The organism is Frankia sp. ACN1ag, assembly GCF_001414035.1.
Taxonomy (GTDB): domain Bacteria; phylum Actinomycetota; class Actinomycetes; order Frankiales; family Frankiaceae; genus Frankia; species Frankia torreyi.
Map to the genome: position 1 here is coordinate 112,577 of NZ_LJPA01000015.1, position 22,153 is coordinate 134,729.

The window sequence follows — 22,153 nt, forward strand, 5'->3', positions numbered from 1 at the left end:
CTCGACCTCAGGGCTGCCCCTCGACCTCAGGAGTGCCGACGTGTCCGATCGTCCGTCCGCCGCCGCGACCGCGCCGGCCGTCGACCGTCCAGCCGCGGTGCTGCGTTCGGACGCCGAGGCGGTCGAGGTCGCGGGCTCGCTCGCGGCACGGTTCGCGGCGGGCGCCGCCACGCGGGACGCCGAGCGGCGGCTGCCCGCCGTCGAGGTCGAGGAGCTGTCCAGCTCGGGGCTGCTCGGCATCACCGTGCCGGCCCGTTTCGGCGGCGCGGACGTGGCGGTGGCGACGCTGGCCGAGGTGTTCCGGCTGCTCGCCACCGCCGACGCGAGCCTCGCCCAGATCCCGCACAGCCACTTCGTCTTCCTCGACGCCCTGCGCCGCCAGGGTGACACCCACCAGCAGGCCTTCTACTTCGCCCAGGCGCTTGCCGGACGGCGCTTCGCCAACGCGCAGACCGAGCGCGGCGGGCGGACCATCGCCGACGACGCCACCACGCTGCGCCGCGGCCCCGCCGGCGGCTACCTGCTCACCGGGGAGAAGTTCTACTGCACCGGCGCACTGTTCGCCCACTGGCTGGTTGTGCGCGCGGTCCTCGCCGACACCCCGGCGCGCCCCGACGGCTCGCCGGTCAAGGTGCTGGCCTACCTTCCCCGGGACGCCGCTGGCGTGCAGGTCGTCGACGACTGGGACGGCCTGGGCCAGCGCACCACGGCCAGCGGCACCGTCCGTCTCGACGAGGTGGCGGTCGAGGCCCGCCAGGTCGTCCCGTTCTCGTCGCTGTTCGACGGGCCGACGACGTACGGTGCCCGCGCGCAGGTCCTGCACGCCGCGCTGGACACCGGCATCGCCCGCGGCGCGCTCGACGCCGCCGTCGCGCAGGTCGCCACGGCCCGGCCGTGGTTCGAAAGCGGCGCGGCGCGGGCCGCCGACGATCCGCTGCTCGTCCAGCAGGCCGGTGAGCTGGAGATCGAGGTGCGAGCGGCGGAGGCGCTGCTGCGCGAGGCGGCGGCGGCCATCGACGCCGCCGAGCTCGACCCGACCGACGAGGCCACCGCGCGGGCGTCCGTCGCCACCGCCGTGGCCAAGGTCGCCGGCGCCCGGGCCGCGGTGCGCGCCGCGTCGGAGCTGTTCGAGCTCGGCGGCACCCGTGCGGCCGCCGGCGCGCTGAACCTCGCCCGCCACTGGCGCGACGGTCGTACCCACACCCTGCACGACCCGAGCCGCTGGAAGGTCCAGCACATCGGCCGCTGGCTGCTGTCCGGCACCCCGCCGCCCCGCCACGGCCAGCTCTGAACGCCCCGCCCGGCGTGCCCCCGCCGGACTCGCGATCCCTGGAGGTGTCCGCACATGACGCTGCGGCTGCACTGGTTCCTGCCCACCTACGGCGACTCGCGCTTCATCGTCGGCGGGGGTCACGGACTGCCCGCGGGGGTCGCGGCCGGCGACCGGCGGTCCACCATCGGCTACCTGTCGTCGATCGCGCGCGCCGCCGAGGAGTTCGGGTTCGCCGGCGCGCTCACCCCGACCGGGGCGTGGTGTCAGGACGCCTGGCTGACGACGGCGATGCTGGCCCGCGAGTCCGAGCGGCTGGCGTTCCTCATCGCGTTCCGGCCGGGCCTGCTGAGTCCGACGCTCGCCGCCCAGATGGCCGCCACGTTCAGCGCGCACGCCCCCGGCCGGTTGCTGCTCAACGTCGTGACCGGCGGGGAGGCCCACGAGCAGCGCGCCTACGGCGATCCTCTCGACAAGGAGGCCCGCTACGCCCGCTGCGACGAGTTCCTCGCCGTCGTGCGCCGGCTGTGGGCGGGGGAGACCGTCACCCACCGCGGCACCCACCTCGACGTCGAGGCCGCCCGACTGCCCACCCTGCCCGACCCCGTCCCGCCGCTGTACTTCGGCGGTTCCTCGTCCGCAGCCGGCCCCGTCGCCGCGACCCACGCGGACGTGTACCTGACCTGGGGCGAGCCGCTGGCCGCCGTCACCGAGAAGATCGCCTGGATCCGACGGCTCGCCGCGGAGCGCGGCCGCACCCTCCGCTTCGGCATCCGGCTGCACGTCATCACCCGCGACAGTGCCGAGGACGCCTGGCGGGAGGCCCGCCGCCTGCTCGACGCCCTCGGCGAGGACGTCGTCACCGCCGCGCAGGCCAGCCTGGCCCGCAGCGAATCCATCGGCCAGTCGCGGATGCTGGCCCTACACGCCCGCCACCGCGCCGACGGAAGCTGGCGCGACCCGCGTGCCCTGGAGATCGCCCCGAACCTGTGGGCCGGAGTCGGGCTGGTGCGCGGCGGCGCGGGCACCGCGCTGGTCGGCAGCCACGCTGAGGTGGCCGAACGGATCGCCGAGTACGCCGCGCTGGGCATCGACGAGTTCGTCTTCTCCGGCTATCCCCATCTGGAGGAGCTGTACTGGTTCGGCGAGGGCGTCCTGCCGCAGCTCGCCCGCGCCGGCCTGTTCGCTCCCGCTGCGGCACCGGCTCCCGCGTCCATTGCCTCCGCCGACACCGGTAACCGCCCCTTCCTCCCCGCCGCCGCCCACTGATCGCCACCGGTCCTCACGCCCGGCCGGCGCGGGCCGCTCCGGGCACGGTCAGAGGGGACGGCAGGCCTGGGTGAGAGTCCAGCCGGCGGCGGGTTCGGCGGGGACGCGACGGTGCAGCAGGGTGGCGGTCAGCGGGGCGACGTCGATGCGCCAGAACACCTCCGGCGGGCAGCGCAGCACGAGGAGCAGCGCCGCGCGGACCACCGCCGGATGGGTCACCGCGATGACATTGCCCGTGATGACATTTCCCGCAGTGACATTGCCCGCAGTGACATTCCCCGGTTCGCCGCCCAACCGCGCGAGCCAGCCACCGACCCGGTCGAGCAGGTCCAGCCGCGACTCGCCGCCCGGCGGCGTCATCGCCGGGTCCTCATGCCACCGCCGCAGGCTGTCCAGGGGCACCTCGTCCAGCCCGCGGCCCCGCCAGTCACCCACGTCCAGGTCCCGCAGCGCGGCTTCGATGCCCGCTGCGGGCACGGTCCCGCTCCCGTCGACGTCCGCGGGCGGGTCGGCGCCGGGAAGGGCTAGCGCCTGAGCGGTCTGCCGGGCGCGGGCGGAACCGTCGGTGAGCACCCGCGCCCGGCCGGGCAGCACGCCGCCCGCCACGGCCTGGGCCGCGAGCGCGGCGCGGCGCCGGCCATCGGGGTCGAGGTCCTCGTCGACCGGGAATCGGGCGGCCCGCAGCGCCGACGTCGGTGCCGCGCTCACCAGCGCCAGCCGCAAGGTTGCGCCACCTGTCACCGAGAATTCCGGAGGATGCCCCGGCCTTCAGGCCGGGGAGGAATCCGGCTCCCCGCACCCGCACCCGCAGAGCGGGGTAGGGATAGGCGATGCACCATCAGGTGAACTGCTGTGCGAACGCGGCCTGTGACAGGTGGATGATTTTCCTGTTCGGGGAATAGTCGTCTTCTTTGATGGTTTCGGTGATGTGGGGGTGCGGGTCGCCCGGGAATCTCAGGACCTTCTTCTCCGCGGTCCCGGTGGGTTGGGATCGGTTGATGTCGAGGTTCCGGCTGTATCCCGACGTGGCACAGGAAGAGGCTCTTCTGGTGCATTGTGGGCATGCGCGGTTCGTGTGGAACCTGTGTGTGGAGCAGCAGCCGTGGTGGAACCCGCGGTGTGGCCCCGCTCCCGGTTACGCCGAGTGGAACCGGGAGTTGACCGCGGCGCGGGGCGCGTGTGACTGGCTGGCTGCTGGGAGTGTGATCGTGTAGCAGCAGGCGTTGCGGGATTTTGCCGCCGCGAGGGCGAACTTTTTCGGTGGTTCGCATCGGCGGCCGACGTGGCGTCGGCGCGGGCGGGGTGAGGGGTTCCGGATCGTCGCGGTCAGGTCGGGTGATGTGCGGCAGGTCAACCGCCGCTGGTCGCAGGTGCGGATCCCCAAGGTGGGCTGGGTCAGGTTTCGCCGTAGCCGCACCGTTCCGGATGCCAGGTCCTACCGGATCACGCGGGATCGTGCGGGTCGCTGGCATGTCGCGTTCGCCGCGGTGCCCGACCCGATTGGCGCCCCGGGGACCGGTGGGGTCGTCGGGGTCGACCGGGGTGTGGCGGTGTCGGCGGCGTTGAGCACCGGGGAGTTGCTGCGCTGCCCCGGGCTGCGCCCCGGTGAGGCGGCCCGACTGGTCCGGTTGCAGCGTCGCCTCGCCCGAGCCAGACGGGGATCGAAGCGGCGGGCCCGGTTGGTCGGGCAGATCGCCCGGGTGCAAGCCCGGGAGGTCGACCGGCGTAAGGACTGGGTCGAGAAGATCAATCCTGCGTGGACGTCGCAGACCTGCAACACCTGCGGGACCCGGGATCGGGCGGCGCGGGAGAGTCAAGCCGTCTGCCGCTGCCGCTGCCGCTGCCGGGGCTGCGGGCAGCAGGCGCACGCGGACGTGAACGCGGCACGCAACAGCGTCCTGGGGCATCAGTGGGCAACCACGTGGGTGACTGCGCGGGGAGGCGACGCCAACAGGCGGCCTGCGAACCGCGAACCCCAACACTGCACACCTCCTCTCCTGGCGGACGGGTAGATGTTGGAATCCCCCGCGTTCACGCCGAGGAGGATGTCAATCGGCCGCCGCGCGCACCGGTGACGGTAGCCTGAGGAACACCGCCAGGTCACGGGAGGTCGAGGTCGACGCCGACCAGGGAAACGATGCGGTGGACAGGCCGTGGAGCGAAAAATGGTCACGGACCGGTGGTTACACCGTCGCGTATCCCGACGCGGGCACAGCCGTCGCGACGGCAGCCGACGACGAGTCGCCGGACCTGCCGGCGCAACCGTCGGACTCGTTGGACTCGCCGGAGCGAGTCACCGCGACCCGTCGGACCCGCACCACCCGGCGCTGGCGCCCCGGTCGCCGTGCCGGGATCGTGTTCATCGTCCTGGTGGCGCTCGTCGCGCAGTTCCTCGTCGCCGACCGAGTCGCCGTCGCGTTCGCGAAACGGGAGATGGCCAGCCAGATCCGCAGCGGCGCCCTGGCCGACCTGCCGTGTGACACCCCCCCGCCGACGGTTTCCGACGTCAGCATCGGCGGCTTCCCGTTCCTCACCCAGGTGCTGACCGGATCATTCTCCGACGTCGGCATGACCATGACCGGCCTGCCCACGACCGGCCCCCGCATCGAGCGGATCAGCGCACACGTCCGCGGCGTCCACGTCCCGATCTTCAGGCTCGCCACCGGCGGCGACGGCACCATCCGCATCGACGACATGAGGGCGGCGGTCCACATGACGTACGCCGACCTGAACGCCTTCCTCCGCACCCAGCCCGGCCGGGTGCACATCACCCCGGTCGACGGTGGGCGCCGCCTGGAGATCACCGCGACCGCGAACATCCCGCTGCTCGGTGACCAGCAGGTCGGCGGCGTGACCACCTTCGCCGTCCACGACAACAAGGTCACGCTGGTGCCGTCGGAGATCTCGCTGAGCGGACTGTTCAACCTGACGCTCCCGCTCGGCAACCTCGGCAGCTACGTGCCGCAGATCCCGATTCCCGTCGGTGACCTGCCCTTCAACCTGACCGTCACCAACGCCTCGACCGACGCCACGGGTCTGTCGCTCGCCGCGACCGCGACGAACATCGAAGTCTCGACGGCCGACCAGAAGCCCTGNCGCCCCACCGGCAGCTGACCCCTGGGCGAGTCGGACCACCGCGGTCAGGTGTTGAAGGGGGAACGGTCGGGGGCCTCGGCGTGGCGCGGTCGGGGGGAACGCGGTCGGGTGGCCCGGTGTGGGGAGCGGCGGGCGCCGTCACGGGAATGGCCGCCATCGTGGGCCTGATCGGTCTCCTGGCTGTGTCGGCCCTCGCGGGAATGGCCACCGTCGGTCGGGTGAGTTCCCTCCCGGCGGCGGCCGGTGGACCGCGCCGGCAACTCCGCCCGCGCGGATCCCGCGGACACCGCGGGCTCGGATCCTGGCCGTTCGGACGAGTCCTGCGGCGCCTGCTGGGCCGTCTCCGCTCCCGCGCCCGGGGCGGTGCCGGGCGCGGCGGCACGCGCGTCGCCGGGGTCCTCGCGCCCGTCGATGGCGCGCCCGTCGGTGGTGCTGCTGACGTCGGTGCTGCTGACGTCGGTGCTGCTGGTGTCGGTGCTGCTGACGTCGGCTGTCGGGGAGGGCAGGTGCGGGCGGCGTCCGGGGAACGAGGGCCGGGGGAGCAGGGCCTCGGCGCGCAGGGCGGCGAACAGGACGCGGGGAAGGTCGCGGGTGGTCGGGTAGCAGCCGTAGCGGGGCTGCCAGTCAGGGTCGAACTTGGCGTTGAAGCGGTAGATCGACTCGATCCGGAACCTGCGGGACGCCGCGAGCAGCAACCCGCGCCACAGCCGCAGTGCGGGGGTCGCGCCCAGCCGTTCCCCGTGGGCCAGGGCGGCGCGGAAGGGGGCGAAGGTCAGCGACACCCGGGTGACGCCCAGCCGGTCGGCCTCGCGCAGCAGGGCCACGACCATGAACTCGGTCAGCCCGTTCGCGGCGGTCCGGTCGCGGCGCACGGCGTCCAGGGACAGGCCGCCCGGCCCCCAGGGCAGGAAGGTCAGCAGGCCGCGCAGCCGGCCGCCCTGGAACGCCCGGACGATCACGCAGTCGGCGTCCTCGGGCGCGCCGACGCGACCCAGCGCCATGGAGAAGCCGCGTTCGGTGCCGCAGGAACGCCAGGCCGCCGCCCGGTCCGCCAGCGCCGCCCGCTCGGCCGGATTCAGCTCCGTGGCCCGGTCGATCCGGGCGGTGTAGCCGGCGCGCTCGACCCGCGCCACCGCCTGCCGCACGCCACGCATCGCCCGCCCGTCCAGGCTGAACGCCGCGGTCCGCACGACCGCCTCGTCGCCGAGCTCCAGCACCCGCAGGCCCGCCCGCTGGTAGGCGCGCCCGCCGTCCGGCCCGCAGCCGAGCACCGCCGGAACCCAGGCGTGGGCGGCGGCGAGGTCGAGGAACGGACGGATCACCCCGGGCCACGCCTCCGGATCGCCGATCGGGTCGCCGGCGGCCAGCGCGACCCCGCCGACGACCCGGTAGCTGATCGCTGCCTTCCCCGACGGCGACCACAGCACGCTGCGGTCGCGGCGCAGCGCCACGTAGCCCAGCGAGTCCCGTCCGCCGTGGCGGGCCAGCAGCGCCCGCAGCGCGGTCTCGTCGGCCACGGTCAGCGCGGCGACCGGGGCGGCCGGGCGTAACGCGAGGTAGCCGGGGACGGCGACGGTGAGCGCGCCGAGGGCGAGCAGGACCGCCGCGACAAGGTCGCCGTCGCCCGGACCGAACCGAACCGGTCCGGTCACCCCGACGAGGCCCGCCAGCACGTGCTCCAGCCGCGCCGCGAGGCCGCCGCCGCCGTGGCGGAACCGGATGACGGAGAGCCCGACGATCAGGTCCGCGGTTCCCAGCGCGGCGAGAGCGCCGAGGGCCCGCCACCTGGTCCGTGGGTCACCGGCGGCCGGGAAGTGGCGCCGGGCGGCGACCAGGACGGCGAACGGGACGAGGTCGATGGCCGCGGGAACCACCGCGAGGCCGCGGGCGAGGTCCAGCAGCACGGCCGCGCCGGACAGCGCCACCGCCGCGCGCCAGGCCCGGCGCTTGCGCCGGCGCAGACCGTGGGCCAGACCGATGAGCAGCAGGCCTACGCCCACGCTGGTGCCGGTGGCGGCCTGCGTCACCACCCCGGGGATCAGCCGGCCGAGCCAGGTCCACCGGGTCGGCCGGTGGCTGATCGCGCCGATGACGTCGACGAGCCCGACGAGGGCGGTCAGCGTCGCGATCAGGGCAGGTCCGGGCAGGCGCCTGCCGGTCGGGGCGGTCGCCGCCGTCCCATTCTTGCGACGCGTCACGAGGTAGGCGCTCCAAGCTACGAACCGGGGTCATGGGCGGCCCGGGCGAGGTCCGGGACCGCCGGCACGGTACCTCCCCGGCGTACCTGGCGGTCCGGCGGTTCGCCAACTTTTGGGCGCGGCTACGGATCGTCGTCCCGCCGGCGGGCCGCGGCTGTGCACATGCGCGGAAAAGCCGGGTTGCCTGGCGAACGCGCTGCCGCATGACGACCGTCGCCAACGTCCGCCCGACAGATTCCCGTCGGGCATATCGAGGAGCGGGCTATCAGGGGACGAGAATGCTCTTTCCGACGGTGGTGCGATCCTCGGCGTTCCGGTGCGCGGCAGCCGCCTGCGACAGCGGCAGAACGCTGCCGATGATCGGCCGCAGCGCGTCGCCGCCACCCAGGGTGAACGCCTGTTTCCGCAGTTGGGTGAGCCGGTGCGCAGGCAGCGCAGGCGAGGCGAAGCCGATGACCGACACCCCCCGGTGGTGCACGGCGAGCGGGTCGAGGCGCGGTGGCTGCCCGCTGGTCGTCCCATAGATCACCATCCGGCCGTGCCCCGGCGTCAACAGGTCGAACGCCGCCCGCGAGGCCACTCCGCCGAGGCATTCGAACACCACCGAGACGCCACTGTCCGCGGCCTCGCCGACGCGCCGGTGCCAGTCCGGCGTGTCGTGGTCGATCGCGACGTCCGCGCCGAGCTCCCGGGCCAGCGCGAGTTTCCGTGCGCCCCGGGCGGTGGCGATCACCAGTGCGCCCGCGCGGGCGGCCAACTGCACCAGCAGGCTGCCCACACCGCTCGTCGCGGCCTCGACCAGCACCGTGTCCGCCGGGCCGAGGCCCGCCGCCGCCACCACACCCACCGCGGTCGAGCCCTGCCCGAACAGCGCGAGGGCCGTCGGGTCGTCGAATGCCTCGGGTCGCCGCAGCACCGAGGCCGCGGGCACCACGGCGAGCTCCGCGTAGCCACCGTGGGACGTCGCGCCGACGACGTGGCGACCGACAGCCTCCGGGTCGACGCCATGGCCGACGCCGACAACGGTGCCCGCGACCTCGAACCCCGGTGCGAAGGGCAGCGGCAGATCGGGCAGTGCGTCGCGCATCAGCCCGGCCCGGATCTGGACGTCAGCGAATCCGATCCCCGCGGCGGTGACCCGGACGAGCATCTCGCCGGGACCCGGCCGCGGATCGGCGATCTCCTCGACCCGCAGGACCTCGGGTGGACCATACTCGTGAAAGCGGACGGCCTGCATTGTTCATCTCCTCGCGTCCGGCTGTGTGCCGCCGACACCGCCTGATCGGGGCGGCGCGGACGCGAAGGTAACCCGTGAAACACTGGTTACTGCAAAGATAGTCGAACACCGCGAGGATACCGATGGAACCACTGAGCATGGAACCACTGAGCCCGGACATGTTCCACCCGGCCTGCCCCAGCGGCGCCATGCCGATCCGCATCGGCGACAAATGGGCGGCCATGGTCATCGTCTGCCTGGAGCAGGGCCCCCGCCGATTCTCCGAGCTCCGCGTGCCGATGCACGTCGCCACCCCCAAGGTGCTCACCCAGACCCTGCGGGCGCTCGAACGCGACGGCATGATCACTCGTACCATCCACGCGGAGGTACCCCCGCGGGTCGAGTACGAGCTGACGTCGCTGGGCCGTAGCCTTCTCGACCTCATCGCGGCCGGCCGCCGCTGGGCCGACGAACACCTGCCCAGCCTGCTTGCTGCCCGCAACAGCTACGCCGAACGCACGGGCGTCGTCGGTGGGGGCGGCTCGGTGTCGACCGGACCATGAGGCGCTGACGCCCGCCTCACGTGGCGGTTGCGCGGCGACCGATCCCCGTCGGGAGTGAACGCGACGGAAAAAGAATCGGCGTGACGGTGCCCGGCTGGTCGAGGGTGTGGTTGGCGGGCCCGTCGTCCTGGTCGGGGCTGGTGAGCAGGAGTTCGGCGGTGACGTATCCGAGCCGGCGGCCATCCCGGCCGCGGACGACGACGATTCCCCCAGGATCGCGGGCGAGGGTGCGCCTGACGGCGTCGAGCGGGGCGTCCGGAGGCACGAAGTCCGCCGGATGAATCAGGCCGGTGATTCGCTCGATCGACGGGGAGCCCTGCGTGGCGGCGAGCCGCTGCGCGAGGTCGGACAGGCGGATGACGCCGACGAGTTCGGAACCCGCCTCCACCGCGGCCACGTGGGCCTCGGCGGCGAAAATCCGTTCTAGCGCCGCATGCACGGTCGTTCCGGCGGTGATCACCGGAACGGGGACGTCGTTGCGCATGACGTCGGCGACCGTTCTCGCGGCGGGCCGACTGACGCGGTCGATCCGTCGGATCTGCTGATCGATCGGCTGGAGATCGCGGGCCGGCGGAACCAGCACAAAACGGGAGTCGAACGTACATGCCGCCCCAACGGCTGCCATCTCCTCCGCCCAAACGACGTGCATGGAAGGTCTGTCCGCGTGGGGTCGGAAGGAGCGTGCCCTGGATGCCCGTACCCGGAGTAGAGAAAATCCTTGGAGATCGACCGGAAGAAACGTCGCGGCAGAGTAACGGAACCACAGGCCGAGATCGTCGCGGACATCGGGACAGTGCTCCACCCCGCCGGGGTTGACCAGCCGTCCGGCCAGCGCCGCCTCGATCCAGGACGTCCACCGGGATGCCGGCAGAAGTTCCGGCGCGCCTTCCCTTTCTGGCCGCGGATGGCCGGCAGAGAGGAGTAGATCGTCCGGGCCGCCTGCGGCCGAGGTCTGCTCGGTCCGGTCCGGTGCGGTGAACTGCCCGCCTGTACCGTCTGTACCGCCTGTACCGCCGGGCCGGGGGGTGTCGGAGCCGGCCTCGGCGGTGACAGCGTCGGCAGCGCGGTCCGCCAGGAGGCGGGCGAGGTGGTCCTCGGCCTCGCCGACGCCGGCGTCGGCGGCAAGGCGAAGCAGTGGCTCGGCTGCATGGTCGTCGCCGGCCGCGAGATGTTCGAGTGCCTGGGCGTAGAGGGCGTCCTCGACGTCGAGGAGATCGGCGAGGCGCTGGATGCGGCGGCGTTCCCGCGGGTCCTCGTCGGCACCCTGCATGATCTCGGCGAAAGTCCGCCCGGAATCCCCGCCGGTCGGCTCTGCGGGGTCGGCAAGGGTCCTCAGCAGAGATTCGACGTCCATCAGATGGTGCCCTCCTCCCGAGTTTCCCCGGAGCTCTCCACGAACTTCTTCATGTTCTTCTTGGCGTCACTGCACTGCGACTTCACGGTGCCGACGGAGATCTGGAGCACCTCCGCCGTCTCGGCCTCGCTGAATCCCACCACGACCCGCAGCCAGAGCACCTGCCGTTGTCGCAGTGGAAGGCGGTGCACGAGCGCGAGCGCGGCCTGCCGGCCGTCCGGATCGACCGCCCCTTCCACCGGGTCTGGGAGTGCCTGAAGATAGTCGGCCGGATCACCGGGAAGTGATCGGTCGCGCCGCTCCTTCAGGAGCTTCCACGCCAGGCGGCTGGCGATGCGGTACCAGTAGGTCCGGACCATCTCCGGGCGGTCGAGACTCGCATACCTGCGGGCCACGATCAGGATGCTGTCCTGGATGACATCGTCGACGTCGGGTTCGGGGCAGCCGACGGAGAGCAGATACCCGCGAAGCCGGGCGGCGTTGTCGTCGAAGAGTTTCTCCACCTCACTCGGCCACACACTCGGAAAGGACAGGGCCCGAGATCGCTCGGGCAGGCCGCTCACCGCGGCGCTCCGGCTGCCTGCGGCGAAGCGTCGCCGCCGGGTTCGTGCGTCGTCGTCATCCTGCTGGGGCCTCCGTTCCCGCTGCTTCGCGGTTGTGCCACTGCCTGCACAGAGCACCGCGGAGCGGAGAAGGTTGGGCCGCGTCGAAAGAAATATTCGGAGACGTCGTAGTCAGATCATCCAACCACGCCTGGCCCGGGTCACCGGCGCGGCGCCCGAGCCAGGCATACGCACTGGTCAGATGGGCAAACCAGGAAGATTCGCGACCCACTCCCAGAAGCACCCGGCCGGATAGGCCGCGAAGGCGCCCGCGATTCCCGCGACGACGGCGCTGCCGACGAACCGGACGACCCGGCGCGTCAGCCGGAGCCCGCGACGTTCTGGCCGTTCTGGCCGAGCCGCCCGTTCTGGCTGAGCGGGCCGAGCGGGCCGGTGCGGCGGAACCTGCCTGACCGGAACGGCGGCCGTGGACGGGACTCGATGCTCCTGCGGACGCGGGGTGGTGACCGGGTGGGCAGCTGCCATGGGCGAGACCTCTCCAGGCGGGAACGGATGCCGGGCCTCGCCATGCCGGCATGCGGCGGTCCGGACGCGAGAACCCGGGAGCCGAACGGGCGCCATGTTCCTGCGGCGGGGTCAAAGGCGCCACCGGCTCCATTCCTACAGAGGACCCGCCGGCCCCGAAAGGTTGGGCCCGCGCTACGGCGCCAGCGCGTTCACGCTTCAGGAGAGTCCGCGCTGGGACCCGGATGCGATGTCACCTCTGTCAAGTTGCCCACGCCGGCATCCAGATCCTGGTTTGGCACCGCCTGGGTCGGATCGAGCGGAGGTGATGGTGGAGTGTGGCGAGCGCCGGGTGAGGGTTGTCGCGATGCCAGATCAGGGAATGCGGGTAGATCGGTGTCGGGTCGTGCAGCGGGATGCGGCGCAGATCGTAGCGGGTGGGCCAGAGCAGCCGGGTCTTTTCGCCGACGAGGCTGGCCAGGGTCGCGGAGTCGGCGAGGACGTCCAGAAGGTGCTCGGTGCCGAAATTGGGACCGACCGGATCGATGGTGAGTCCGAACTCCGCGGCGAGGTCGTCGTAATACGTGGCCCATTCTGTCCCGGGGAGGATGCCGGGTATCCAGATTCGGTGTCCGACCAGGTCGGCAGGCGTGACGGCGCGAGCTGCGGCCAGCGAGTGGGTCGGCCCGGTGAGCAGTTCGTGGGGTTCGTCGACGACCCGGATCGCCTTGATGACGTCGGGCATCTGCCGGGCGGGGAGGGGGACAGCCCGAAACGACGCGTCGATCGTTCCGGCTCGGACGGCCGCGATGGCGGCGTCGACGCCGGAGTCGTCGAGGACCACGACGTCCAGGTGGAGATCGGGGTGGGCGCCGTGGAAATCGCGGAGCAGGGCTGCCGGGGCGATCCGCCGGTTGATCACGTCTATGCGCAGCGCGCGTCGGCCGGGCCGCACGGAATCCGTCGCCCGCCGTTCGACCTGGAGCAGCTCGCGGGCGTGCGGGAGAAACGCCTGGCCGTCGATCGTGAGCTGAGCTCCACGCGCGGTGCGGGTGAACAGCCGCACGCCGAGGTCTCTTTCCAGCTTGGCGATGCGCTTGGAGACCGCCTGTTGAGTGATCGTTAGCTCGGCGGCGGTGCGCTGGAACTGACCGGTGTCCGCGACGGAGACGAACGCTCGCACAGCCTCGAGATCCACGTCGCCCGACGTTAGTCGCACAACCCGGGGTTGTGGCTCGCCGCCGCGGCGGTTGTTTGCATCGCCCTTCGCCTGCTCGCTTAGATCCTGCTGGTCAACGAGATGTTGTTCGGATGCGGCGGGAAGGGGGCTGGGGCGGGTGGTAGTGGCGGGGCGGTCTGCGAGATGGCGCTTCGGGTGGCTCTGGGCCGCGTACGCGGTCAGCACCCTCGGCACGTGGCTGGCGTTCGACGCGTTCCCCCTGATCGCGATCCTCGTGCTGCACGCCGGGCCGACCGAGGTGGCGGTGCTCGCGGCGGCGGGGCCGGCGGCGGGGGCGCTGGTGGCGGTGCCGCTCGGCCCCTGGGTCGAGTTCCGCCGCAAGCGGCCGGTGATGGTGGCGATGGACCTGACCCGGTTCGTCGCGGTGCTGAGCGTCCCCGTCGCGTTCGCGCTCGGCTGGCTCACCTTCGCCCAGCTCGTCGTGGTGTCGATCATGGTTGCCGCCGCCGACATCGCCTTCACGGCTGCCGCCGGCGCCTACGTGAAAGCACTCCTACAGGGTGAGGACCTGCTCGTCGCGAACGCCCGGCTCGAGTCGACGACCTGGACCGCCACCGTCGTCGGGCCGCCGCTCGGTGGGGCCGCGATCGGACTGTTCGGACCGGTGACGACCGTGCTGGCCGACGCGATCAGCTACCTGCTCTCGGCGGCGGGACTCCGCGCGATCGGGGCCATTGGCGCGATCGGCGCGATCGGCGCGATCGGTGGGAGCGAGCCGCGCTCCGCGCCGGCCGGCACACCGAGGGCCCGGCTTCGCGACCTCACCGAGGGGTGGCGGCACATCCTGAGCCACCCGGCGCTGCGACCCCTGTTCGTCAACACCGTCCTGGTCAATGGGTTGATCATGGCGACGTCTCCGCTCGTCGCCGTTCTCATGCTCGGCCGCCTCGGCTTCGAGCCGTGGCAGTACGGCCTGGCGTTCGGGGTGCCCTGCGTGGGCGGGCTCGTCGGCTCTCGCCTGGCCCGGCCCCTCGTCGTGCGGCACGGACGGCATCGGGTCCTGCTCGTCGCCGGCACACTGCGGGCGTGCTGGTCGCTCGGGTTGGCCTTTATCCGCCCCGGCACGGCCGGGATCGTGCTCGTCATCGCCGTCCAACTCGGCCTGGTCACCTGCATGGGTGTGTTCAATCCCGTGTTCGCCACCTACCGGCTCGAGCAGACCGATGCCGGGCGCGTCGCCCGGACGCTGTCGGCCTGGTCGGTCACCAGCAAGGCCGGCATCGCGACCCTGACGGCGCTGTGGGGCCTGCTGGCCGGCCTCACCAGCCCGCGGATCGCGATCGCGGCCGCCGGCCTGCTCCTCCTGGCGACCCCCCTGATGCTGCCGCGGCGAAGCCTCACCCCGCAGCCGAAGCCTGGACTGGTCGCTGCGTTGCTACCCGATGCCGGCCCCGGCGGAGGGCAGCGGTCGCGCGGCGGCGCGGGCGCGTTCGATGTCGTTGATGTGGGTCTCGGTCCAGCGGCGCAGGGCGGTGATGGGCTCGGCGAGGCTGCGGCCGAGGGGAGTCAGCGTGTAGTCGACGCGCGGCGGGCTGGTGGGGTGGACGGTGCGGGTGACGAAGCCGTCCGTCTCCAGGGCGCGCAGCGTCTGGGTGAGCATCTTCTGGGAGACGCCCTCGATGCGGCGGGCGAGCTCGGTGTAGCGCACCAATAAGTGCCTTCTTCCGAAAAGAGAGTCACTCCCCGACAGTGAGTGCCATGACGCAGCTCCTGCCGCCCGGACCCGCCGCCGGTCTCGTTCCGCCCACCGGGCCGACCCTGTCGGTCGCGGACGCCATCCGGACCCGCCGCACGGTTCGCCACTACCGGCCCGACCCGATCCCGGCCGCCACGCTCGACGTCCTGCTTGCCCTGGCCATGGAGGCGCCCACGTCCTGGAACCTGCAGGACCGCTCGATCGTCGTCGTCAGCGACGAGGCGGGCCGGGAGAGTCTCGTGCGCGCCACCGGCGGGCAGCCGCAGCCGGCCGAGGCCCCGATCATCCTCGTCTTCGTCGCGGAGCCGCAGGCCTGGCGCGCCGACCGGGCCGACATCTACGACCAGGCCCGCCGGGCCGGCGCCTGGTCGGACGACTTCATCGCCATGTTCGCGGCCGCCTCCGACGCCTTCCAGCACGACCTCGAACGGCGCGGCCTGCTACGCGAGTACGCGATCAAGGATGCGATGATCGCCGCGACCTACGTGCTGCTCGCCGCCACCGAGCTGGGGCTGGCCAGCTCGCCGATGAACGGCTGGGACGAGGCCGCAGTGAAGGAGACGATCGGCATCGCCGACCGCGACGACCTCGCCATCGCCCTGCTGGTCGCCGTCGGCTATCCCGCCGAGGAACGCCGCCACCCCGGCCGACGTCCCGTCGACCACAACGTCTTCCACCAGCGCTACGGGCGCGCTGACGAATCTGAGGCTCGGTTCCCGTCGAGAACCTGAGAGCCGACGGTTAGGGATGGAGAACTGTCTTGCCGACGGTGGTGCGACGTTCGGCGGCTCGGTGGGCTTCGGCGGCCTGCACGACCGGGGGCGGGCGGGGAGCCGATCCACGAGTGGCTCGAGGTGCGCCCGTTCCTGGCCGCGCCGCCCGGCCCAGGGACGAGGGAAAGACCCGTCGTTCTTGTCGGGACTGGTGAGCAGAAATTCGGCGGTGATGTATCCGAGACGTTTGCCATCCCGCCAAACATCCGTTCCAGCGCCTTGTGAATGGCCGCTCCGGCGGAGATCACCGGCACGGAGATGTCGTTTTGCATGACGTCATCGACCGTTCTGGCCACTTGCTGGCCGTACTCTCCTGGCTCGGCCAGTTCGACGGCCGCGCCGTCATCCCGTTCCGGCTTGACCTCGCCGTCGTCGTCGCCTTCAGTCTCGGCATCTACGAACTGGCCGTCCGCAGTGCCCTACCCTCCGACTGGCTCCGCCGCCTCATCGACGCGGAGACCCCCGACCCTGTTGCCCCCCGCGCGAGCTCGTGCCGCGGACCGAGTCGGTGCCGTCAGCCGTCCGTGAGGTTCACGGAACTCTCCTCGGCCAGGCGAATCCATTGCGATAGGCGGGAGCACCAGGCGTGGAGCCGGGCGTGGATGTCGGCGGGTGTGCGCCGGGTCTGGGTGGCGGCGCGGGGCACCGCTCGACGCCCGGCCGCCTTACGCAGGGATCTGAGGTCTCCGTCCACGCCCGCTGATCCAGGCCGGATGCAAAAGTACTGATATGCGTGGCGCCGGCCCTGGGAGGGTGACCATACTGACACGGTGAGCGCCGATGGCCCGTGATCTTCCTGCGGGCGGGCCCGACCTGCCCGAGTCCGCGGGCCCTCTGGTCGAACGTGCCCCCGCGGCCGCGGCCGCGGTCGAGGCGAAGCTTCGGCTGCTGGATCGGCATGACGCGGATAGCGGCCAATCCATCGGGAGCGGCGACGCCGAGCGCACCGGCCGCACCGTCGGTGACGAGCATGGCGCGGATCGTGAACTGAGTGCCGACATCCGAGAACGAACGCCTATGGAAGCGAAGCTGGATGCGCTCGAACGGCGGCCGCTCGGGCGTGACCACACCACGTCGATCCCCGAACGGAACGCAGCCGACGCCTCTGCCGTGGCGCCGACACCCATGGACCGCAAACTCGCGCTTCTCGACCAGGCGGCGGAACGGAGAGCCCTTAACCCGGGTGGGGATCAGGCGGCGGGGCGACGGACGTCGGACGCTGACGAGAAGCCGGTACTGCCCGGCCAACCTGCCTCGCCCTCTGACGGTGGCGGTGGGTATACGCCCCTCGAAGAAAAACTGGCCAGACTCGAACGGCGAATATCGGAGCATCCGGCCGATGCAGCGGGAACCGGTGACATCCCGGATCGGCGGCACGCGTCCAGCCAATATCTCCTCGCTCAGGAGGCTGCTTATCCCGCTGGTTCCGAAAGTCGGCTCTCCGCATCGGAGCAGGAACCATCCGACGCGCCAAACCCGATACCCCGGGCTGAGGAATCGGATCATGCAGAGGTAGGGAAGGTCGGCGGGCAATGGTATGCCGAGCCGGCGGAGAAGGAGGTTGAGAGCGGATCGGAAACGGCCACGGTCAACCGGGTTCTATCTGGAGATCTCTCGATCCATGATGACGAAGAGCATGCTTCAGAAGCGGTGGTTGAACAGCACGAAGTAGCTACTGGGGCACGGCATCCGCCGCCAGAGTCGGGTGGTGGATGGACACCGCCAGACGCGCTTCGGCCATTGGAGCGGCTGGAGCCGCGACTTGCCGCGGTCTACCTGGAGAGCATGCGGACGGACGGCGGCCGAGCGTTTTATGGGGAGAAGGACCACAGGATGCGGGATGCGGCCTCCGCCGTGCGTCCCCTGGCTGGCGTGTATACTGCCGATCTGCATGGAACCCCTGGTTCCTTTATTGTCGACGGAACTACATTGGATGGCCGGGACCTGGGCAGGCTGATCCGGGCGGACGGTGAATGGAGGGGCCGCCCGATTCGGTTGGTGTCCTGTGAGACGGGTCGAGGTGAGGCGCCGGTCGCCCAAGATCTCGCGGATCATCTTGGTGTCCCCGTGGTCGCGCCGACGGAACTCGTGGCCAACAAGGAGGATGGCTCCCTCATTCTCATCAAGGAAAGAAGGAATTCCTTTGGTCGCATCAAGCAGTCCGTCGCGCAGGACGGCCAGTGGATCAGATTCCTTCCGCGGTAGAGGGTGAGCGTGGATGCCGGAGATCGTTGGCGATGTGAAGATCGCAAAACTTTTCGACGGAATGGACGGCGAGGTGCCCCGGGTGTGGGACCGCGGGCCGTTTCCGCCCGGTGAAGAAAGGTCGCGCTTCATCGAGTACCTCCAGCAGGGGGTCACCATCCTGCGGGTCGCGGGCCTAGCGGAGGATCTGCTTGACCCGTCGCGTGGACGGAAGGTGCCACTCGTCTATGTGACAGACGGTGACTGGGTGTGGAGTCTGGAGATNGTCTACTATCTCCAGGAGCACGATCTGCCGCCCGAGGCGGAGTTTGTCGACTATGTGCGGTCCCGCGACTTTCACTATGTCGAGCCATCCAAGGACCGTGTCGCTGCCGCCTCGCGCGCACTCGAGGAGGACTGATCGTAGGCTTACCAAGCGATTGTCCGGGTATGTGCAGTGAAATTCACGCACTCCTATAAGCGGGCCGCGGCGTTGAGGGGTGGGCCTTCGTTGCATCTCACCCGTTTCGTCGGGTGATTCCGGCGGCCGTGCTTGTGTCGGTCTCGGTGGCCAAGCTCGGCCGGGGGCCGCGCAGCAGGAGGGCCACGGCGAGCGCGGCGGCCCCGGTGGCGACCGCGCCGCCGAGGAAGGCGACCTGCATGCCGTCGACGAACGCCGTCCGCGCGTGGCCGAGGACCGGCTCGCCGAGGTGGGCGGCCACGCCCAGCGAGGAACGGGCCTTCTCGGCGAGGGCCGGCGGGAGCGCGCCGTGCTGGGCCAGGTGGTGGCGGTAGGTGGAGCCGAGCAGGCTGCCGAGCACCGCGATGCCGAGCGCCCCGCCGAGCTCGCGGGACAGGTCGTTGACGGCGGAGCCGACGCCCTGCAGCGCCGGGGGCAGGCTGTCGGTGACGGCGGTGGTCGCGGGCGTCATCGCCAGGCCCATCCCGACGCCGAGGGGGAACAGTCCGGCCAGCAGCAGCCAGTACGAGCTGCCCTGGTCGAGCCGGGACAGCACGACCATCCCGGCGGTGATCAGGAGCAGCCCGGCCACGCAGCAGGCGCGGGCGCCCACGGCGGCGACGACCCTCGGGGCGAGGCGGGCGGCGGGCATCATCCCGGCCGCCATCGGTAGCACACTGACCGCCGCCACGAGCGCGCTGTCGCCACGGACGAGCTGCAGGTACTGCATCGTGATGAAGATCAGGCCGAAGAAGCCGAAGAACTGCAGCAGGATCGACAGCGTGCCCGCGGCGAACGCCGGCCGGGTGAACAGCCGCGGGTCCAGCAGCGGGGTGCGGGTGTGCAGCTCCCAGGCGACGAAGCCGGCCAGCAGCACGATGCCGGTGCCGAGCCCGAGCAGGGTGGTGCGGCCGAGCCAGCCGTGCTCCGGCGCCTCGATGATCGAGTAGACGAGCGCGCCGAGGCCGGCGATCGAGATCACGGCGCCGACGATGTCGAGGGGCGGCCCGTCCGGGGCGGCCGAGTCGGGCACGAACAGCCAGGTCCCCACCGCGGCGAGGGCGGCGAGCACGACGCCGAGCAGAAACACCGAGCGCCACGACCACGCCTGCAGCAGCAGGCCGGAGGCGAGCAGGCCGACGACGGCGCTGGCCCCGGCGACGGCCGCCCACACCCCGACCGCCGCCGCCCGCCGTTCCCGCGGGAACGTGCCGGTGATCGTCGACAGGGTCGCCGGCATCACCAGCGCCGCGCCGACGCCGAGGACGCAGCGCAGCCCGATCAGCGTCGTCGCGCTGCTCGTGAACGGCGCCGCCGCCGACCCGGCACCGAAGATCAGCAGCCCGGTCAGCAGGGCGCGCCGCCGTCCGAACCGGTCGCCCACCGCACCCGCCGGCAGCAGCAGCGCGGCGAAGACGAGGCTGTAGGCGTCGATGATCCACGACAGTCGGGTCTGCGAAGCGTGGGTATCGGCGGCGATCGACGGCAGGGCGACGTTGAGCGACGACATCGCCGAGATCACCGTCGCCAGCGCCCCGCACGTGACCACCAGCACCCGGGTGTGGCGGACGACGGGCCCTGACGTGGACGTCGGGTGCAACTCCGTCGGCGTCGGCGTGGCCGTCGTCGGCGTGGCCGTCGTCGGCGTGGTTGTCGTCGGTGAAGCCGATGTGGTCATCTCGGTCCTCCAGGTCGGTGCGCTGGATCGACCTTGGCGGGGCCGGCTACGGTAGTTCAACCGTGATGAATTCTTCGCCGCGGCGCGGGCGGCGGCCCGGCAGCCCTGATGTGCGGGCCACGATCCTCGCCGTCGCCCGGGATCGGTTCCGCCGCGAGGGCTACGAGGCGGTCACGATGCGTTCCCTGGCGGCGGACGCCGGCGTCGACGCGGCCCTGATCAGCTACTACTTCGGCTCCAAACGCGGCCTGTTCGCGGCTGTCCTGGAGCTCACCCTGAACCCCGCGGACGTCCTGGCCAGCCTGCTCGAAGGCGAGCTGGAATCCCTGCCCCAGCGGGCAATCCGCGCCCTGGTGGCCGGCTGGGACCGGCCCGAGACCGGCCTGCCGCTGCTCACCGCGGTCCGCGCGGCGGCGGCCGACCCCGCGCTCGCGACGCTGCTCCGCGGCGGCCTGCAGCGGGAGATGGTCGACCGCCTGGCCGACCGCCTCGGCGGCGCCGACGCCCGCCACCGCGCGGGCGCGTTCGTCGGTCAGCTCGGCGGGCTGGTGTTCACCCGCTACCTCCTGGCCGTCGAACCGCTCGCCTCCATGACCGCCGATGAAATAGTCCGCACTCTCGGCCCGGCCCTGCGCACCACCCTGTTCGGCCCCGTCCGACGGGCGGCGACCGGCGATGACCACGCCCGTGGGCCGGCGTCGGCGTAGGACGCGGAGCCGGTCGCTGGCCCGCGTAATGATCACAGTCGGGTATGCACCCCAGTGCGGATCACGCCTGTTGGAACGTGGTATCCCGAGGTGTTGGAAATTGGTACTGGAGGGTGCTGGAGATTGGTAGTCTCCGATGATGGAGCGGTCCTACCTGCCACGGCTTGTCGACGGGCTGATCCGCGATCTTGTGACGGAGCTGCCCGCGTTGCTGGTGGTCGGACCGCGGGCGACGGGCAAGACAACGACGGCGGCCCGGCACGCGCGCACCATCATCCGGCTCGACCGGCCAGGTGAGGCGGTTGCGTTCGCCGCGGATCCCGACGCGGCCCTGCGCGGGCTGCCGGAGCCGGTGCTCCTCGACGAGTGGCAGATGGTTCCGTCGGTGCTCGGTGCGATCAAGCGTGCGGTGGATGCCGACCCCCGGCCTGGCCGGTTCCTGGTCACGGGGTCGGTGCGAGCCGATCTCGAAGCCGACAACTGGCCTGGCACCGGCCGTCTCGTTCGGATGGCTATGACCAGCCTCGCCGTCCGCGAGATCGAGGGTCGGGCCGAAGGGCCGACCTTCCTCGACCGCCTGGCCACCGACAGCGCCGACACGTTGACGCTACCGTCGGACGTCCCCGATCTGCGTGGCTATGTCGAGCTGGCGCTGCGCAGCGGCTTTCCCGAGCCCGCCCTGCACCTGTCGGAGCGGGCGCGGGCCTACTGGCTGGAAAGTTACCTGGATCAGTTGCTGACCCGGGATGTCGAGATGCTGCGGGAGAACCGGGATCCCCAACGTCTGCGGCGGTACTTCGAGGCACTGGCGCTCAACTCCGCCGGCCTGGTCAACGCCAGGACGCTGCACGAGGCCGCGGGCATCAACGCGAAGACCGCCGAAGCCTACGCGCATCTGCTCGCGAACCTGCTGGTGGTCGAGTCACTTCCCGCCTGGACGACGAACCGGCTCAAGCGACTCGTCCGGGGCTCCAAGAAGTACATCGTGGATACAGGGCTGATCGGCGCCGCACTGCGGCTCGACGTCAACGCCGTGCTCCGGGACGGGGACCTGCTCGGCCGGATCCTCGACACCTTTGTGGCGACCCAACTGCGGGCCGAGCTACCCGTCGGCTCTGGGCGTCCCCGCCTGTACCACCTCCGCCAGGACAACGGGCGTCACGAGGTCGACCTCATCGCCGAACTGGGCGCCGAACGCGTGATCGGTATCGAGGTGAAGGCAGACGCGGCACCCGGCGCAGCCGCCGCGCGGCACCTGACCTGGCTACGGGACGAGCTCGGTGACCGTTTCGTCGCCGGAGTGGTGGTCCACACCGGGCCCAGGATCTATCGGCTGGAACCGGGGATCTTCGCCGTGCCGATCTGCGCGTTGTGGGGTTGAG

16 protein-coding genes and 3 pseudogenes are annotated in these 22,153 nt (G+C 71.7%); 11 read left to right on the forward strand and 8 right to left on the reverse strand.

What is annotated here, in order from left to right; genetic code table 11:
* Positions 1 to 40 precede the first annotated feature (40 nt).
* Together UK82_RS15590 and UK82_RS15595 are read left to right on the forward strand one after the other, a co-directional pair.
* Positions 41 to 1,291: an SfnB family sulfur acquisition oxidoreductase gene (locus UK82_RS15590; RefSeq protein ID WP_082121962.1), complete on the forward strand. Its 1,251-nt coding sequence runs from the start codon at positions 41 to 43 to the stop codon at positions 1,289 to 1,291.
* Between the two features lie 54 nt (positions 1,292 to 1,345).
* On the forward strand, positions 1,346 to 2,539 hold the full coding sequence (locus UK82_RS15595) for an LLM class flavin-dependent oxidoreductase (protein WP_044885908.1): 1,194 nt from the start codon (positions 1,346 to 1,348) through the stop codon (positions 2,537 to 2,539).
* 48 nt (positions 2,540 to 2,587) lie between these two features.
* Here UK82_RS15595 and UK82_RS15600 read toward each other — a convergent pair whose 3' ends face one another.
* Entirely contained in the window at positions 2,588 to 3,280 is a 693-nt protein-coding gene (locus tag UK82_RS15600) for a histidine phosphatase family protein (RefSeq protein WP_055407860.1), read from the reverse strand.
* Between the two features lie 257 nt (positions 3,281 to 3,537).
* On the opposite strand from UK82_RS15600, the pseudogene UK82_RS15605 reads away from it, so the two are divergent.
* Positions 3,538 to 4,551, forward strand: a pseudogene (locus tag UK82_RS15605) (RNA-guided endonuclease InsQ/TnpB family protein).
* A 358-nt stretch (positions 4,552 to 4,909) separates the two neighbouring features.
* Positions 4,910 to 5,634 (forward strand): DUF2993 domain-containing protein (locus UK82_RS15610; protein ID WP_255354301.1); only part of this gene is annotated, 725 nt, incomplete at its 3' end.
* 45 nt (positions 5,635 to 5,679) lie between these two features.
* On the opposite strand, the gene UK82_RS15615 is transcribed toward UK82_RS15610, so the two are convergent.
* Together UK82_RS15615 and UK82_RS15620 are read right to left on the reverse strand one after the other, a co-directional pair.
* Positions 5,680 to 7,833 (reverse strand): phosphatidylglycerol lysyltransferase domain-containing protein, encoded by a 2,154-nt coding sequence (locus UK82_RS15615; protein ID WP_055407862.1) that lies wholly within the window; start codon positions 7,831 to 7,833, stop codon positions 5,680 to 5,682.
* Positions 7,834 to 8,098: 265 nt separating this feature from the next.
* The gene (locus UK82_RS15620; RefSeq protein ID WP_044885911.1) at positions 8,099 to 9,070 is read right to left on the reverse strand and encodes a zinc-binding dehydrogenase; all 972 of its coding nucleotides are present in this window, start codon (positions 9,068 to 9,070) and stop codon (positions 8,099 to 8,101) included.
* Between the two features lie 122 nt (positions 9,071 to 9,192).
* On the opposite strand from UK82_RS15620, the gene UK82_RS15625 reads away from it, so the two are divergent.
* Positions 9,193 to 9,612, forward strand: coding sequence for a helix-turn-helix domain-containing protein (locus UK82_RS15625; protein ID WP_236705980.1), 420 nt, complete (start codon positions 9,193 to 9,195; stop codon positions 9,610 to 9,612).
* Positions 9,613 to 9,628: 16 nt separating this feature from the next.
* On the opposite strand, the gene UK82_RS15630 is transcribed toward UK82_RS15625, so the two are convergent.
* The 3 genes from UK82_RS15630 to UK82_RS15640 all read right to left on the reverse strand — a co-directional run bounded on the left by UK82_RS15630 (position 9,629) and on the right by UK82_RS15640 (position 13,231).
* Positions 9,629 to 10,966, reverse strand: a complete 1,338-nt coding sequence (locus UK82_RS15630; RefSeq protein WP_055407864.1) for a CBS domain-containing protein — start codon at positions 10,964 to 10,966, stop codon at positions 9,629 to 9,631.
* Entirely contained in the window at positions 10,966 to 11,469 is a 504-nt protein-coding gene (locus UK82_RS15635; protein WP_236705981.1) for an RNA polymerase sigma factor, read from the reverse strand. The genes UK82_RS15630 and UK82_RS15635 overlap by 1 nt, the downstream gene beginning before the upstream one ends.
* 826 nt (positions 11,470 to 12,295) lie before the next feature.
* Positions 12,296 to 13,231 carry a LysR family transcriptional regulator gene (locus tag UK82_RS15640; RefSeq protein ID WP_055407866.1) on the reverse strand — a complete coding sequence of 312 codons (936 nt, stop codon included), beginning with the start codon at positions 13,229 to 13,231 and terminating at the stop codon, positions 12,296 to 12,298.
* A gap of 145 nt (positions 13,232 to 13,376) precedes the next feature.
* Between UK82_RS15640 and UK82_RS15645 the strand changes: the two are divergent.
* Positions 13,377 to 14,621: pseudogene (locus UK82_RS15645) on the forward strand (MFS transporter); the annotation flags it as partial.
* Positions 14,622 to 14,648: 27 nt separating this feature from the next.
* Here UK82_RS15645 and UK82_RS31535 read toward each other — a convergent pair.
* Positions 14,649 to 14,921: pseudogene (locus UK82_RS31535) on the reverse strand (winged helix-turn-helix transcriptional regulator); the annotation flags it as partial.
* 50 nt (positions 14,922 to 14,971) lie between these two features.
* On the opposite strand from UK82_RS31535, the gene UK82_RS15650 reads away from it, so the two are divergent.
* Both UK82_RS15650 and UK82_RS32825 read left to right on the forward strand, forming a co-directional pair.
* Positions 14,972 to 15,700, forward strand: a complete 729-nt coding sequence (locus UK82_RS15650) for a nitroreductase family protein (protein WP_055407869.1) — start codon at positions 14,972 to 14,974, stop codon at positions 15,698 to 15,700.
* 822 nt (positions 15,701 to 16,522) lie between these two features.
* A complete protein-coding gene (locus tag UK82_RS32825; protein ID WP_152989910.1) occupies positions 16,523 to 17,947 on the forward strand; it encodes a hypothetical protein in 1,425 nt (474 codons plus the stop codon).
* Between the two features lie 497 nt (positions 17,948 to 18,444).
* Here the strand turns inward: UK82_RS32825 and UK82_RS15670 are convergent, their stop codons facing one another.
* Positions 18,445 to 19,896 carry an MFS transporter gene (locus UK82_RS15670; protein ID WP_236705983.1) on the reverse strand — a complete coding sequence of 484 codons (1,452 nt, stop codon included), beginning with the start codon at positions 19,894 to 19,896 and terminating at the stop codon, positions 18,445 to 18,447.
* On the opposite strand from UK82_RS15670, the gene UK82_RS34070 reads away from it, so the two are divergent.
* The 3 genes from UK82_RS34070 to UK82_RS15680 all read left to right on the forward strand — a co-directional run bounded on the left by UK82_RS34070 (position 19,883) and on the right by UK82_RS15680 (position 22,152).
* Entirely contained in the window at positions 19,883 to 20,119 is a 237-nt protein-coding gene (locus tag UK82_RS34070) for a hypothetical protein (RefSeq protein ID WP_173667294.1), read from the forward strand. The genes UK82_RS15670 and UK82_RS34070 overlap by 14 nt on opposite strands.
* Before the next feature lie 10 nt (positions 20,120 to 20,129).
* Positions 20,130 to 20,771: a TetR/AcrR family transcriptional regulator gene (locus UK82_RS15675; protein ID WP_063897500.1), complete on the forward strand. Its 642-nt coding sequence runs from the start codon at positions 20,130 to 20,132 to the stop codon at positions 20,769 to 20,771.
* Between the two features lie 136 nt (positions 20,772 to 20,907).
* Positions 20,908 to 22,152 carry an ATP-binding protein gene (locus UK82_RS15680; RefSeq protein ID WP_044888192.1) on the forward strand — a complete coding sequence of 415 codons (1,245 nt, stop codon included), beginning with the start codon at positions 20,908 to 20,910 and terminating at the stop codon, positions 22,150 to 22,152.
* The last annotated feature ends 1 nt before the right edge of the window (position 22,153 follow it).